A 15,541-nucleotide genomic window follows, 5' to 3' on the forward strand; every position below is an offset into this window, starting at 1 on the left:
ATGCAACTAAGACTTGTACTCGCCACCGCCGCGGTGGCTTTGCTGAGTGCCGCGCCGGCGCTGGCGATCGACGTCAAGATCGGCGTTCTCAACGATCGCTCTGGGGTCTACGCCGATCTCAGCGGCGAGGGATCGGTGATCGCCGCGCAGATGGCGGTCGATGACTTCAAGGCTGCCGACAAAGGCATCAATGTCTCGATCGTCTCGGCCGACCACCAAAACAAGCCGGACATCGCCTCCAGCATCGCACGTCAATGGTATGACCAGGACGGCGTCGACGCCATATTCGACGTCCCGACCTCCTCGGCAGCGCTGGCCGTAAGCCAGGTGACCAAGGAAAAGAACAAGGTCTTCATCGATTCCGGCGCCGGCTCGACCGATATCGTCGGCAAGTCGTGCTCGCCCAACACCATTCTTTGGACCTACGACACCTACGCACTGGCCAACGGCACCGCTCGCACGCTGCTGAAGCAGGGCAAGAGCTCGTGGTTCTTCATCACTGCCGACTATGCCTTCGGACAGGCGCTCGAGCGCGACACCGCCGCCATCGTCAAGAACCTCGGCGGCACCGTCACGGGCGATGTCAAATATCCGTTCCCTGGTTCCGACTTCTCGTCCTACCTGCTGCAGGCACAGGGCTCCGGAGCCCAGATCATCGGGCTTGCCAACGCCGGTGGTGACACCGTCAACACCGTCAAGCAGGCCGCCGAGTTCGGCATCACCAAGGGTGGCCAGTCGCTCGCGGCACTGCTGGTGTTCATCACCGACGTGCATGCGATGGGCCTTGAAACGGCGCAGGGGCTGCTCGTCACCTCCGCCTTCTACTGGGACCGCGACGATGGCACGCGCGCCTTCGCCAAGGCCTTTGCCGCCAAGAACAACGGCAAGATGCCGACCATGGTGCAGGCCGGCGTCTATGCCAGCGTGCTCGACTACCTGAAGGCCGTCGACGCCACCAAGGGCAAGGACTCCAAGGCCGTGCTCGACTGGATGAAGGCCAATCCCACCGACGACCCGTTGTTCGGCAAGGGCTCCATCCTCGCCAATGGCCGTGTGCTGCACGACATGTACCTCTACCAGGTGAAGTCGCCGGCCGAGTCGAAGGGGGCATGGGATTATTTCAAGCTGGTCGATACCATCCCCGCCAAGGATGCCTTCCAGACGGTTGAGCAGTCGGGCTGCACCCTCGGCTAGTCTTTCATCGCCGACGATGCGCCGCACAGCCGGCGCATCGTCATCCACTTCCGGGACATACAAGCATGCCAGTGCAGGTTCTGTTCGGCCAACTGCTCCTCGGACTCATCAACGGGTCATTCTACGCCCTGCTGAGCCTCGGGCTCGCCGTGATCTTCGGCATGCTGAACGTCATCAATTTCGCCCACGGCGCCTTCTATATGGTCGGGGCGTTCCTCGCCTGGATGGCGCTCACCTATCTCGGCGTGAACTACTGGGCAGCGCTGGTGCTCGTCCCCATCGTCGTCGCCATTCTCGGCATGATCGTCGAACGCACGATGATCGCGCGGCTCGCGCAGCTCGACCATCTCTACAGCCTGCTGCTGACTTTTGGCCTGGCTCTGATGATCCAGGGAGTCTTTCGCAATTTCTACGGCGTCTCCGGCCTGCCCTACTCGATTCCCGGCGAGCTTGCGGGGGGCATCAATCTCGGTTTCATGTTCCTGCCCAATTATCGCGCCTGGGTGATCGTCGCCTCGATCGTCGTATGCACGGGGACCTGGCTGCTGATCGACAAGACCCGGCTCGGCGCCTATTTGCGGGCGGCAACGGAAAATCCCGTTCTTGTAGGCGCCTTTGGCATCAACGTCCCGCGGCTGATCACGCTGACCTACGGGTTCGGCGTCGGGCTCGCGGCGCTGGCAGGCGTCCTCGCCGCCCCGATCTATTCGGTCAACCCCGATATGGGCGCCGACCTCATCATCATCGTCTTCGCCGTCGTCGTGATCGGCGGCATGGGCTCGATCCTCGGCGCCATCGCCACTGGCTTCGGTCTCGGCATCATCGAGGGGCTTACCAAGACCTTCTATCCGCAGGGCTCGTCAGTGGTGATTTTCGTCATCATGGCCATCGTGCTGCTGGTCAAGCCGGCCGGACTGTTCGGCAAGGTGGCATGATGAGCGCTCCAGCAGATGACCGGACCGAAGCCTCCACAACACCCGTGGCAACCTCAGACGGGCGGCACCACGCCGTCGTCTTTGTCGCGCTCCTGGCGCTGCTGTGTATCGCGCCGTTCGTGCTGTACCCGGTGTTCCTGATGAGCGTGCTGTGTTTTGCGCTGTTCGCCTCGGCGCTCAATCTGCTGCTCGGCTACAACGGCCTGCTGTCATTCGGCCACGCTGCCTTCTTCGGCACCGCGAGCTATGTCGCGGCCTACGCAGCAAAGGACTGGAACCTAACGCCGGAACTAGCGATCCTGCTCGGCACCACCGCCGCAGCGGTGCTCGGCACCGCTATTGGCGCCCTGTCGATCCGGCGCCAGGGAATCTACTTCGCCATGGTGACGCTGGCGTTTGCGCAGATGGTGTATTTCGTCGCCCTGCAGGCGCCGTTCACCGGCGGCGAGAATGGCATCCAGGCGGTGCCGCGCGGCCGGCTGTTCGGCCTGGTCGGCCTCGACAACGATCTGACGCTATATTTCGTCGTGCTCGCCATCGTCGGCTGCAGCCTGCTGCTGATCTACCGCATCATCCATTCGCCTTTCGGACAGGTGCTCAAGGCCATTCGCGACAACGAGGCGCGCGCCGTCTCGATGGGCTACAAGACCAATCGCTACAAGCTCGCAGTGTTCGTGATGTCGGCGACGCTGGCCGGCCTCGCCGGCGCCACCAAGGCGCTCGTGTTCCAGCTTGCTTCGCTGACCGACGCGCATTGGAGCATGTCGGGCGAGGTCGTGCTGATGACGCTGCTCGGGGGTATGGGGACCGTCTTCGGCCCGCTGGTCGGCGCTGCCACCGTCGTCACGATGCAGAACTATTTCGCCGGCTTCGGCGCCTGGGTAACGGTGATCCAGGGTGCCATCTTCGTTGTCGCCGTGCTGTTGTTCCGCGAGGGCATCGTCGGCGTGCTGTCGCGCTGGATCCGGAAACCGCTGTGAAATGAGCTTGCCTGCAATCGTCTTTGCCGCCGCCCGCCGTACACCGATCGGCTCGCTCAACGGCATGTTGTCATCCATGGCGGCCCATGAGCTTGGCGCCGTCGCGATCCGGGCGGCCCTGGCCGACGCGCGGGTCGCTCCCGAGGATGTGGACGAGGTCATCCTCGGACAGGTGCTGACCGCCGCGCAGGGAATGAACCCGGGCCGGCAGGCAAGCCGTGCCGCCGGTCTGCCCGATGCCGCGCCGGCGGCGCTGGTCAACCAGGTCTGCGGCTCCGGCCTGCGCGCTGTGGCCCTGGCCGCGCAGCAGATTGAAACGGGCGGCGCCGACATCGTCGTCGCCGGCGGGCAGGAAAGCATGAGCCGCGCCCCGCATGCCGCCTTCATCCGGCAGGGCCGCAAGCTCGGCGACCTGCAACTGCGCGACACCGTGATGACCGACGGACTGGCCGACGCGTTCTACGGCTACCCGATGGGCGCGACGGCCGAAAATGTGGCGCGCCGATATCAGCTCTCGCGGCAGACGCAGGACGAGTTTGCACTCGCCTCGCAACGCAAGGCATCCGCCGCCGCGGCCGAGGGGCGATTTGCCGACGAGATCACACCGGTTGCGATCGCCGGCCGCAAGGGCTTGCAGACATTCACCGCCGACGAGCACATCCGGCACGATGCGTCGTCGGAGGCGATGGCGGCACTGCGGCCGGCCTTCGCTGACGACGGCACCGTGACCGCCGGCAACGCCTCGGGTATCAATGACGGCGCGGCGGCGCTGGTGCTGATGACGGAGGCCGAGGCGGAGCGGCGGGGGCTCGCGCCCCTTGGCCGCATCGCCGCATGGGCGCATGCCGGCGTCGACCCGCAGGTGATGGGGCTCGGTCCCATCCCCGCCAGCCGCAATGCGCTCGAGCGCGCCGGCTGGCAGCTTGGCGACGTCGACCTGTGGGAAATCAACGAGGCTTTCGCGGCACAGAGTCTCGCCGTGATCTCGGACCTTGGACTTGAGTCCGGACGCGTCAACGTCAATGGCGGCGCCATCGCGCTTGGCCATCCCATTGGCGCGTCGGGCGCACGGGTCCTGACCACGCTGCTGCACGAAATGCGACGCCGCAAGGCACGACGCGGCGTGGCGACGCTCTGCATCGGCGGCGGCATGGGCATTGCCATGGCGGTGGAACATGTCTGAGCTGGGCGAAATCCTCTGGACACCGGACGCAGCGCGCGTTGCCCGCAGCAATTTGGCCGGCTTCGCCCGTCGCGTCGGCGTCTCGGCAACCGACTATGACGAGCTGCATGCCTGGTCGGTGCGCGACCCCGAGGCGTATCACTCGGCGCTATGGGATTTCCTTGGCATCCTCGGTGACAAAGGCGGACGCGCCGTTCGCCTCGACGCCGACATTCGCCGGACGCGGTTCTTCCCGGAGGCACGACTCAACTACGCCGAAAACCTTCTGGTCGAGCCCGATGACCGTCTCGCGCTGATCGCACATCGTGACGACGGCACCCGGCGCGCGCTGACGCGCAAGAGTTTGCACGATCTGGTTTCGGTCATGGTGCAGGCGCTCAGAGCGCGCGATATCGGCCCCGGCGATCGCGTCGCCGGCATCGTCACCAACGACGTCGAAGCCATCGCACTCTATCTCGCTTCGGCGGCCATAGGAGCGATCTGGGCCTCGTGCTCGCCCGATTTCGGGCCGGCGGGGGCCAGCGACCGGCTGAACCAGATCGAACCCAAGATCGTGTTTGCCGTGCCCGGCTACAGCTATGCCGGCAAGTGGATCGACACGCACGCGAGCATCGACGCCGTTGCCGCTGCGCCCTCAGTGGCGAGCATCGTCCTGCTCGGCGACGCACCGTCGGCCGCGACCTACCGCAAACCTCATGCCCGGCTCGAACGCTGGCTCGCGCCATTCTCGCCCGGTCCCATCGCCTACTACCGGCAGGGCTTCGACGCGCCGCTGGCGATCCTGTTTTCGTCTGGCACCACCGGCCGGCCGAAATGCATCGTGCACAGCGCCGGCGGCTTGCTGCTGCAGCACAAGAAGGAACATGTGCTGCATTGCGGTCTGAATGCTGGCGACCGGCTGTTCTACTACACCACATGCGGCTGGATGATGTGGAACTGGCTGATCACCGGACTCGCCTCCGGTGCAACGCTGGTGACGTTCGACGGCAACCCGGCCTATCCCGGACCGGCACGGCTCGCCGACCTCATCGATGCCGAAGAGATCACCATCTTCGGAACCTCGGCGAAATACATCGACTCCTGCCACAAAGCTGGCCTCACGCCGCGCGCCACGCATTCGCTCAAATCCCTCAAGACGATCCTTTCCACCGGCTCGCCGCTCCTGCCGCAGAGTTTCGACTACATCTATGCCGACTGGAAATCCGATGTGCATCTGGCCTCGATTTCGGGTGGCACGGACATTTGCGCCTGCTTCCTCGGCGGCGTGCCGACGCTTCCGGTGCGCCGCGGCGAACTGCAGGGCGCAATGCTCGGCATGGATGTCGCCGCCTTCGATGGCGAAGGGCACGAGGTCAGCGGCCGGCCGGGCGAGCTCGTCTGTCGCAACGCCCATATATCCATGCCGGTCAGATTCTGGGGCGACCCGGACGGCAGCCGCTATGCTGCCGCGTACTTTTCCCGCTTCCCGGGCGTGTGGGCACACGGCGATTTCGCCGAACGGCGGCCCTCGGGCGGCTTCATCATCAGCGGGCGATCCGACACCACGCTGAATCCTGGCGGCGTACGGATCGGCACGGCCGAAATCTACCGGCAGGTGGAAACCATTCCCGAGGTGCTTGAGGCGATCTGCGTCGGACAGGACTGGCGAGGCGACCAGCGCATCGTGCTGTTTGTCAAGCTCAGGCCCGGTGTCGAGCTGACCGAGAAACTGCAACAAGGCATCCGCGCCCGTGTCCGGAGCGGGGCGACGCCGCGTCACGTACCGGCACGCATCGTCGCGGTGCCCGAAATCCCGCGCACGCGCTCGGGCAAGATCTCGGAGATCGCGGTCCGTGACACCATTCACGGCCGCGCCATCGGCAACGACACCGCGCTCGCCAACCCCGAATGCCTCGATGCCTATCGCAACCTGCCGCAGCTTGCCGAATAGCCGCCGTCCAGCATGCCGGACAACTTTTTGGATCACTCTCGGAGGCAGCTGGCACCCGATCCGGCTTGGGCAGAAAAAATGCGACCCCGGCCAGAGGCTCCGGGGTCGCGGGGAGCTGGCCAGGAAGACGCGCCAGCTCGTGTCTGCAAACAGCCTTCAGCCGGGCGCCTCGTGCGTTGCCGGCAAGGCGGTCGGGCCGCCCTGCTCCGAGGCGAGCTTGCGGCCCGGCCCCAGCATCTGGTCGGTCAGCCATGGATTGTCGACCAAGCTGTCGCCGGCAAGCTTGAGCTCGGCGTGCAACCGGCGACGCATGCGCTCGACAACGCCCTGCACGCCGGGATCGGCAATCAAATTGCGCAGCTCCGCCGGATCGGCCTCGAGATCGTAGAGCTCATCGACATCGGTCGCGTTCCACACATATTTCCAGCGCCGCTCGCGCAGCATGCGTTGGCTGTAGAGCCCGAATTGCTGCCCGTTATAGGTCGAGACGATATCGGCGCGCGGCACGAAGGACGGGTCGCCCGACAGCAGCGGCAGCAGGCTGGTGCCGTGCAGGTGCGCAGGGACATCGCCGCCACCGAGCGCGGCGAGCGTCGGCGCGAGATCGAGCATGTTGCTGACGAAAGCATCGGTGGTGGCGCCGCGCTGCTGCCCCGGCATGTGCACGATGAGTGGGACATGCACCACGTCGTCGTAGAGGACATAGTGCTTGTCGAGCATCCGGTGCGCCCCGCACATGTCGCCGTGATCCGAAGTGAAGATGACGACCGTGTCGTCGTCATGTCCCAGTGCGCTCAGGGCAGATAGCATCCGCCCTACCGCGTCATCGACCTGCGCGATGATATTGTAGTAGCGCGCAACGATGGGGGCCCAGTCGCTCCAGTCGAAAGTCTCGATGCGCCAGTTGAAGAGTTGCTGGCGCTGAATGTAGGGTTTGTTCTCGAACGTCTCGCCGAAGGACGCCCATTGCGGAACGTCGCCGGGCCCGAACAGACCCGAAAACGGCGCCGCCGGCCGGCAGGGCAGATGCGGCTCGGTCAGATCGAGGCGCAACAGCCACGGCCTGCTGCCGGTTGACAGGCCCTTCATCCGATCGATGGCGCGATCGGCCAGCCAGTGCGTGCGGGCATCCTCCAGAGGTTGCGGATCATCCTCGCCGAAATATCCGGCATGGAAGACTTCATCAGGATATCGGGCGGCCCGGAACTCATCGTACTCGGCTTCCGAGACATAGGTGCCGAAGCCGAAATCGGTGGGGTCGAGCCTGTCGCTGACGTGCCATTTGCCAACGTAGCCGGTGGCGTAGCCACTCGCCGACAGCGATTTACTCCAGGTCCACACGTCGCGCCCGAGCGAAGGAATCTTCGAGCCCAGATCATAGTTCCACAACGTACCCAGCGCTTCGGGCCGCTGCCCCGTCAGGAAGGACTGCCGGGCCGGACAGCAGGTCGGAATCGGCGTGAAGGCATGGGAGAACCAGGTGCTCCGCGCCGCCAGTCTGTCGAGATTGGGCGTGCGCACGGGATAGCGCCGTGCGAACCCGACGCAGTCGTAGCGGAGCTGGTCCACGACCATCAGAAGTATGTTTGGTCTATGCATGATGATCCTGCTGGTTGCGGGCGGCCAGGCGCGGCCGCCCGCCTGTCTCGCTAGTCCGCAAGACGTTCGACGGCGCTGTCGAGCGTGGCGATCTCGCCGGCCACGTCGGCGCCCTTGATCACCGCCTGCATCGCCTTCGACAGGGCATCGTACATTCCTGTCGCCTGCACGTCCCGAATCGGCAGCGGATTGGCGTTCTTGAGAATGGCGGCGAACGCCTGGACATAGGGGTCTTGGCCCATCTTCCCGGCGCCGATCAGGTCGGTCCGGCCGGTGGTCAACTGATTCGACGTCTCGTAGAAATACTCCACCGCCTGCGGGTCGCTGATGATGAAGTCGACGAAGGCGGCCGCGGCAGGATTGTCGGCACCCTTCTTGGTCAGCACCAGCATATTCGAGTTGTCGAGATCGCGTGGACTCTTCCCGTCGGACGCGGGCATGTTGGCCATCCACACATCGGCGTCCTTGCCCACCTTGAGTGCCCCGCCCGAAATATTGGCCACGATGCCGCCGATCCACGGGCCCTCGAAGATGAAGCCGGCGCGGCCCTGTGCGAACAGATTGCGGGACTGCTGGATATCGGCGAACTCGGGCGCGCAGCCCTTGCCGATCACGTCATGCAGCCAGGTGAGCGTCGACTTCGTGGCATCGGTGTCGAAATTGACCTTGCCGCCCGCATCGACGACATCGCCGCCCTGCGCCCAGATGATCGGCAGCGTCCACAATCCGCTTGCCGGCTGCTGTGCCGTGCGTAGCGCCACGCCATAGACCTTGCCGCCATTCTTGTCGCCCAGCGCACAGATGGCATCGACGGCCGAGGTGAACTCCTGCCAGGTCTGCGGTGGATGGTCCGGGTCGAGCCCGGCCTCCTTCATCAGCGTGCGGTTGTAGACCATCGCGATCGGCCCCGGAATCCACGGTACCGCCACCAGGCTGCCGTCGAAGGTCATGGCGTCGCGATAGCCCTGCGGGATGTTGTCGAGCGTGGTCTTGGGCAGCTTGTCGCTGAGGTTGGTCAAAGCGCTCATGCCGTTGAGCTGCGACACCCAGCCCGGATTGACCTGGACGATGTCCGGCGACTGGCCGCCATTGATCGCCACCACCGCCTGGTTGAGCGTCTGCTCATTGGGAGTGCCGATGTATTTGACCGTCATTCCCGGATGCGACTTTTCGAAGGACGAGACGATGTTGTCCCAGCCCTTCTTTTGAAAGTCGAACAGGCCGACCCAGCCCATGAAGCTCACTTCTTGCGCCAGCGCGCTGCCTGCCGAAAGCGCCAGGAACGCCGTGGCGGCAAGCGTTAGTCTCCTTACCTCATGCATGCTCTTCCTCCTCTTGAAGCACGAAATCAGCTCTTGACGGCACCGGCGGTGACGCCCTCTACGAAATTTTTCTGGAACGCGAGAAACAGCACGAGAATGGGCACCGTGGCGGTCGCCGCGACGGCCATCATCTGCGGCCATTGATACTGGAATTCCTGCAGGAACAGCAGCGTGATGCCAGCCGGCAGCGGCCGCATGTCGCTCGACGTGGTGAAGGTCAGTCCGAATGTAAACTCGTTCCAGGACGTCACGAAAACGTAGATGGCTGCGGCTGTGAAGCCCGGGCGCATCATCGGCAGCACGACGAGCCAGATGATCCTGAGCACACCTGCGCCATCGACATAGGCCGCCTCCTCGACCTCGACTGGCAGACTTTCGGCAAAGCCCTTGAGCAGCCAGATGACCACCGGCAGCGTCAGGATCACATGTCCCACCACCACGGCCGGATAAGTGTCGATCAGTCCAAGCCGCGACAGCAGCAGGTACAGCGTGATCATCAGCAGCGGCAGCGGGAAAGCCAGCGAGCCGAGAAAGAACAGCAGCACCAGATTGGTCGCCCAGTGCTGCAACCGCACGATCGCGTAGGCGGCGCACGCGCCAATCGCGGTGCTCACCACCGCAGTCAGCGCCGCGATCAGGATGCTGTTGAAAAAGAACCGCAGCATCGTCGGGGTGAAGGCGTCGGCGAAGGGCTCCACCGTCGGCTGCCGCGGCCACCAGGTCGGCGGTACCATGAACACCTCGCCGCGGCTCTTGAACGCCGTCGCCAGGAGCCAGGCGAGCGGAAACAGCAGCACGATGAGACTGACCGCCATCACCACATAACTCGCGATGCGGGAGGCGTGCAGACGGCGATCGATATGGGAAAGCTCGGTCATTGCTCCGCCTATTGGTACCGTCGACGGGTAAGCCGCACTGCAACGAGCGCAATCAGCGACAGCAGGATGAGCCAGAGCGTGCCGGCGCTCGCCGCAAGGCCATAGTCCCACTGCTGAAACGCCAGTTTGTAAGTGTAGAGGCTGAGCGTGGTGGTGGCGTTGACCGGCCCGCCCTGCGTCAGGATCCACGGTAGGGTGATTTCCTGGAACAGCTTCACCAGTTGCAGCAGCGCCAGCGTCACCAGCATCGGGCGCAGGATCGGCAACGTAATGCGGAGGAAGCGCTGCATCGGCGCCGCCCCGTCCACCGCGGCGGCCTCGAGAATCTCTGCAGGAATCGTCTGCAGCGCGGCGAGCGATACCACCATCATGAACGGAATCATGCGCCAGGCGAAGCCGAGGATGATGACGACACGCGCCGTGGTGGTGTCGGCGAACCAGTTGACCGGCGCCCTGATGAGCCCGACATCCATCAGCAGATAGTTCACCACCCCGTAGTCGGCATTGAAAATCCACCCCCAGAGGATGGCGACGGATATCCACGGCACGATCCAGATCTGGAAGATGCCGGCCCGGAACAGCGCCACTCCGGGCAGCTTCCTGTTGACCAGCAGCGCCAGCGCCAGGCCCACCGCCGTCGAGAGCGCGATGGCCCCGCCGACGATCACGATCGTGTTGAAGATGACCGTCCAGAATTCGGAGGTAGACAGAAGGTAGGTGTAGTTGGCGAGCCCGACGAACTTCGCCTTCGGCCGGAGCGCCGAGGCGTTGGTGAGGCTCAGCCACAGCCCATTGCCGAGCGGATAAACCAGAAACGCTGCCGCGAACAGCAGCGCCGGCATCAGCAGCAGCAGGGCCGCCAGGCGATGTTGCCGGAAGACGTAGCTCATCGCACCGATCGGGCGCCGGGGCGGCTACACTTGCGCCCGCAGACTGCAGGCTCGTTCCACAACCGCATAACCCCTCCCCAAAGTTATATCGTTGTTACTTTTTTAAAGCATGGCGCGATCGACTAGTCAATGCAATCGGCTTCCGCCACAATATGGTGATGAGCCCCACCCGTCCGACGATCCACGACGTGGCCAAGGCGGCGGGGATGTCCACCCTCACCGTCTCGCGCGTGATCAACGACCATCCCTCGATCAAGCACTCGACACGGGAGCGCGTGGAGCGGGCCATGCGCCAGCTCAATTACGAGCCCAACGCGGCCGCGCAGAATGTGCGCCGCGGCTCGTCGCGGACCATCGGCTTTCTGATGCCCGATTTCGCGCATGGGGTGAGCGCGACGGTGGCCCAGAACGTCGAACGCGTGCTTGCCAGCGAGGGTTACACCGTCATCCTCGCCTGCTCGCATTTCGACCCGGCGGCCGAGGAGCGCGCCCTGCGCAGCTTCCAGCGCAACCGCATCGAAGCGGTGCTGCTCAAGACCTGCGACGAAAGCGATCCGGGCATCATCGAGCGCGTCGCGGCGATGGACTGCCCGGTCGTGCTGGTCGATCGAGACTTGCCAGTGGAGGTCGACAGCGTCGTCATCGACCACGCCAAGGCAATGCAGGGCGCGGTGCAATATCTTGCGGCGCTCGGGCACAAGCGGATCGCCCTGGTCGCACCGAGCGCCAAGATGCGCCCCGGCCGCGAGCGCATTGCCGGCTTCAAGCGGGGCCTGCGCGCCTCCAGGCTGCTGCGCGCCGACTCACCGATCCTCGACGGGGGAACGTCCGAGGACTACGCGCGGCAGGTCATCATGGAACTGCTCCGCGGCCGCAGCCGGCCGACAGCCCTGATCGCCGGGGGCAATCAGATTCTCTATGGCGCGCTCGAAGCGCTGAAGCATCTCGGCCTCAAATATCCGCGCGACATTTCATTGCTCGGCGCCGACCACCCGGCTCTGGGCCGTGTCTCCTCCCCGGAAATCACCATGATCGACCGCCTGCCCGGACAGCTTGCCGAAGCCGCCGCCCGCACCCTGCTCCACCACCTGCGCACTCCCGGCTCCGCCCCGCAGCGCGTCGTTCTGGAAGGACGCTTCATCGAGGGCCAATCATGCGACGTTGCACGAGGATAACGCGAAGTCGACGCCGGATTGAAATATCCGAGCGCTGACCGGCGTTCGACGCGCAGCGCATCTTCCGTGCGGGGCGCGCTAGACGCGACATGCGACCGGGTGCTTGTTGATGTCGCAAGTGCTTCTAACTCAGCCGCAATCGTGCAAACAGCTCCGTCGGGGCACCGTAGCCCGCGAGCGTGTCGCGCATCAGGGCGCGCATTCGCGCCGCGTGCTCAGGATGCTCGGCGACGACGTTGCGCTGCTGGAGCGGGTCTTCGCTGCGATGGTAGAGCAGCGGCTCGCTATCGAGCGCGCGGCGGTCGCCCGGACCGTCCGGCGATACCGGGATTTTCCATTGCGGCAGCTTGACGCCGGGGATGAAATAGCCGTGCTCGGCAGGGATGTCGCCGGCGAGTGTCGTCGGCATCATGGTCGAATAGGCGTAGAGCGGCATCTCGCGGTCGGGCGGCAGGATCAGCGTCCACTCTCCGTCGGTGCAGCACATGCCCTGCCCGAAGGTGCCGTAGATCACCGCGTCGCGCCCGTCGCCGCTGCGCAGCGTCGGCACGAAGGAACGCGAATGCGTGGGAGCCGGCGCCGATGTGCCGCCAAGCTCGAGCAGCGAGGCGAAGAGATCGACGGTGCTCGTCAGCCCCGTGACCGCCCGCCCCTCCCCGGGCAGGTCGGGGTGCCACACCAGCAGCGGAATGTTGGCGTGGCTGTCGAAATGCGGGAACTGCTTGCCGAAGCCGCCGCGCTCGCCGAGATCGTGCCCGTGATCGGTAGTGACGATCACTGCCGTGTCGTCCCACAATTTCTGCGCGTCCAGCGTGTCGAGCAGCCGCCCGAACCAGTGGTCCACCATGGTGAGCTTGCCGCCATATTGCGAGCGCACATAGGCGATCTCTTCGGGGCTGGCGCTGGCGAAGAACTCGGCCTGCTTCGCCGCGTCCTGATAGGGCGGCCAGAGCGTGAAGCGGTCGCGCAGCGCCGCGTCGCCATACATCGACGCATAGGGTTCGGGCACGTGGAACGGCTCATGCACGTCGAAGGATTCGACCTGGAGGAAAAACGGCCGCTCGGCCTTGCGGGCACCGAGCCACTCGCTTGCCGCCGAAAACACCTTGGCGGGGAAGAAATCCTCTTCGCCATCGAACTCGGCAACGTTGGAGAAATAGCGCCGGCCATACTCGGGTCGCCAGCGCTCGATGTTCCGCACCCATTGCGGCAACTCGTTTTCGGCCAGTTGCGGCTTCCAGAAATCGAGCTCGTGCCCGCGGACGAACTCGGCGCTCTGGAAGCTCTGCACGTAGCCGTTCGCCGATTCCTCCCAATAGTGATAATGGTCGGTGACGATGGCCGTCTGGTAACCCGCCTGCTCCAGCAGCTTGGGCAGGCGCAGGTCGAACGGCTCCAGCGGCCCCCAGGGCCGCCACTGCATGCCGCTGAACCCGGCGAAGATCTCGCGACGTGCCGGCATGCAGGGCAGACTGCCGACGAAATGATTGTCGAAGCGCCAGGCGCGCCGGGCGAAGCGCATGAGGTTCGGCGTTGCGAACTCGCTGCCGCCATAGGCTTCGAGCGCGCTGCGGTTCACGCTGTCAATAAGCACCAGAATGATGTTCATGTTTGGCTCGGCGTAGGTGTGGGCGCTACTGCTTGACCGAGCCGGCGGTCAGGTCGGACACCAGCTTCTTTTGCAGCAGCATGAACAGGATGAGGGTGGGCAGGGTAGTGATCACCGAGGCGGTCATCACCAGATTCCATTGCGTGGTGTATTCGCCGAAAAAGCTCGCGAGCCCCACCGGCACGGTCTTGTTCTCGTCCGAGGTCATCAGCGTCAGGGCGAACAGGAACTCGTCCCAGGCCGCGACGAACGCATAGACGGCGACCGTCACCACCCCCGGCCAGGCGACCGGCAGGATCACCCGGAAGATGACCTGCAGCGTCGAGGCGCCGTCGATGCGCGCCGCCTCGTCGAGCTCGACCGGAATGGTGTCGAGATAGCCCAGCAGCAGATAGATGGCGAAGGGCAGGTTGATGGCGATGTAGGAGACGATGAGGCTGAGGAAATTGTTGACCAGCCCCAGGCTGAAGAACATCGCATAGAGCGGCGTGATCAGGATGACGAAGGGGAAAAGCTGCGTGCAGATCACCAGCACCAGCAGCACCTGGCGCAGCCGGAAGCGGCGATAGCGCGAAAAGCCGTAGGCGGCGACGAGCGCGATGACCACGGCGAAGAAGGTCGCCGTGATGCAGACGAAAAAGCTGTTGCGCAGATAGGTCGGAAAGGGCGAGCCCGAGAGCAGCTTGGCGTAGTTGTCGGTGGTGATCGTGGTGATCAGCCGGAAGGTGCGGGTGAAGATCTCCGAATCCGGCCGGAACGAGATGATCACGACCCACAGGAACGGAAAGGCAAGCAGCAGCAGCAGCGCCAGCCCGATAACCACCACCGCGAGGTCCTTGGCGAAGCGCGCCGAAGGCGAGGTGCCGACATCGACGCTCATCGCACACCATCCCGCTCGCGGAACACCACGAGGAAGTAGATCAGCGCAAAGGCGAACATGATGACACTCATCACCACGCCGATGGCCGCCCCCGAGCCCATGCGGTAGTCGACGAAGGAGGCGGTATACATCTGCGTCGCCAGCACCTGCGTGTAGTCGCCGGGACCGCCACGCGTCGCCAGCCACACATAGACGAAATTGTTGAAGGTCCAGATCGTGGTCAGCATGACGATTACCGCCGTGACCGGCCTGAGCAGCGGCAGCACCACCCTGGTCTGGATCTGCAATTCGCTGGCGCCGTCCATGCGCGCCGCCTCGCGCAGATCGCTGGGGATCGATTGCAGCGCGGCGAGAAAAGTGATGACGACGAAGGGCAGCTCGCGCCAGATCAGCATGGTCTCGACTGCGCCCCAGACCGTGTTGGTCTTGGCGAGGAAGGGGATGCCCTGCTGGATGATGCCCAGCCCCACAAGGAGTTGGTTGACGACGCCGTAGCGCGCATCGAGCAGCCATTTCCAGGCCGCCACCGCCACCACCGGCGGCGTCACCCACGGAATGAGGACCAGCGAGCGCACCAGCCAGCCGAGCTTCCAGCGGCGGAACACGCTGGCGTTGAGCAGCAGCGCCAGCCCGAGGCCGAGCGCCAGACGCACTGCCACCGTGACGATGGTCAGCGGCAGCGCCGTGTTGAACAGCGCGTGGCCGGTGGCCGGGTCGGTGAGCACCTCGACGAAATTGTCGAAGCCGACCCATTTGCCCTCGCGGCCGAGATCGAACAGGCTGAGCTGCTGAAAGCTCAGCGCGATGTTGTAGAGGGCCGGCCCGGCAAAGAAGATCGCCAGGATCGCCATCGCTGGCAGCACCAGCGCATAGGGCTCCAGCCGGTTGCGAGACCAGTACCGCGCCAGGGGGTCCCGTGGCGCGGTACGTGCGGTGGCGAGCGTCGTGGTCATCCGCCTCAGCTCG

General features: G+C 64.7%; 13 protein-coding genes. 6 read left to right on the forward strand and 7 right to left on the reverse strand.

Annotated elements, in window-relative coordinates; all coding sequences use genetic code 11:
- From BGO82_RS16175 to BGO82_RS16195, 5 genes are all read left to right on the forward strand, one after another.
- Entirely contained in the window at window positions 1-1,194 is a 1,194-nt protein-coding gene (locus tag BGO82_RS16175) for an ABC transporter substrate-binding protein (RefSeq protein ID WP_291306650.1), read from the forward strand.
- Between the two features lie 71 nt (window positions 1,195-1,265).
- A complete protein-coding gene (locus BGO82_RS16180; protein WP_291306760.1) occupies window positions 1,266-2,129 on the forward strand; it encodes a branched-chain amino acid ABC transporter permease in 864 nt (287 codons plus the stop codon).
- Window positions 2,129-3,109, forward strand: coding sequence for a branched-chain amino acid ABC transporter permease (locus tag BGO82_RS16185; RefSeq protein WP_291306651.1), 981 nt, complete (start codon window positions 2,129-2,131; stop codon window positions 3,107-3,109). Before BGO82_RS16180 ends, BGO82_RS16185 begins: the two co-directional genes overlap by 1 nt.
- A 1-nt stretch (window position 3,110) precedes the next feature.
- A complete protein-coding gene (locus BGO82_RS16190; RefSeq protein ID WP_291306652.1) occupies window positions 3,111-4,292 on the forward strand; it encodes an acetyl-CoA C-acetyltransferase in 1,182 nt (393 codons plus the stop codon).
- Window positions 4,285-6,222 carry an acetoacetate--CoA ligase gene (locus BGO82_RS16195; protein ID WP_291306653.1) on the forward strand — a complete coding sequence of 646 codons (1,938 nt, stop codon included), beginning with the start codon at window positions 4,285-4,287 and terminating at the stop codon, window positions 6,220-6,222. Before BGO82_RS16190 ends, BGO82_RS16195 begins: the two co-directional genes overlap by 8 nt.
- 156 nt (window positions 6,223-6,378) lie before the next feature.
- Here the strand turns inward: BGO82_RS16195 and BGO82_RS16200 are convergent, their stop codons facing one another.
- The 4 genes from BGO82_RS16200 to BGO82_RS16215 are packed head-to-tail and all read right to left on the reverse strand — an operon-like array spanning window position 6,379 to window position 10,911.
- Window positions 6,379-7,821 (reverse strand): sulfatase-like hydrolase/transferase, encoded by a 1,443-nt coding sequence (locus BGO82_RS16200; RefSeq protein WP_291306654.1) that lies wholly within the window; start codon window positions 7,819-7,821, stop codon window positions 6,379-6,381.
- A 50-nt stretch (window positions 7,822-7,871) separates the two neighbouring features.
- A complete protein-coding gene (locus BGO82_RS16205; protein ID WP_291306655.1) occupies window positions 7,872-9,143 on the reverse strand; it encodes an extracellular solute-binding protein in 1,272 nt (423 codons plus the stop codon).
- Window positions 9,144-9,169: 26 nt separating this feature from the next.
- Window positions 9,170-10,021 (reverse strand): carbohydrate ABC transporter permease, encoded by an 852-nt coding sequence (locus BGO82_RS16210; protein WP_291306656.1) that lies wholly within the window; start codon window positions 10,019-10,021, stop codon window positions 9,170-9,172.
- Between the two features lie 8 nt (window positions 10,022-10,029).
- Window positions 10,030-10,911, reverse strand: a complete 882-nt coding sequence (locus tag BGO82_RS16215) for a sugar ABC transporter permease (protein WP_291306657.1) — start codon at window positions 10,909-10,911, stop codon at window positions 10,030-10,032.
- A 158-nt stretch (window positions 10,912-11,069) separates the two neighbouring features.
- On the opposite strand from BGO82_RS16215, the gene BGO82_RS16220 reads away from it, so the two are divergent.
- Window positions 11,070-12,086 (forward strand): LacI family DNA-binding transcriptional regulator, encoded by a 1,017-nt coding sequence (locus BGO82_RS16220; protein ID WP_291306658.1) that lies wholly within the window; start codon window positions 11,070-11,072, stop codon window positions 12,084-12,086.
- Window positions 12,087-12,210: 124 nt separating this feature from the next.
- Here the strand turns inward: BGO82_RS16220 and BGO82_RS16225 are convergent, their stop codons facing one another.
- From BGO82_RS16225 to BGO82_RS16235, 3 genes are read right to left on the reverse strand one after another with little or no spacing between them, the layout of a single operon-like run.
- A complete protein-coding gene (locus BGO82_RS16225) occupies window positions 12,211-13,695 on the reverse strand; it encodes a sulfatase (protein ID WP_291306659.1) in 1,485 nt (494 codons plus the stop codon).
- Window positions 13,696-13,720: 25 nt separating this feature from the next.
- Complete coding sequence (locus BGO82_RS16230) at window positions 13,721-14,575, reverse strand: carbohydrate ABC transporter permease (RefSeq protein ID WP_291306660.1); 855 nt, start codon at window positions 14,573-14,575, stop codon at window positions 13,721-13,723.
- Entirely contained in the window at window positions 14,572-15,528 is a 957-nt protein-coding gene (locus tag BGO82_RS16235) for a sugar ABC transporter permease (RefSeq protein ID WP_291306661.1), read from the reverse strand. The genes BGO82_RS16230 and BGO82_RS16235 overlap by 4 nt, the downstream gene beginning before the upstream one ends.
- Window positions 15,529-15,541: the final 13 nt, after the last annotated feature.

Source organism: Devosia sp. 67-54 (assembly GCF_001899075.1).
In the GTDB taxonomy this organism is placed as follows: domain Bacteria; phylum Pseudomonadota; class Alphaproteobacteria; order Rhizobiales; family Devosiaceae; genus Devosia_A.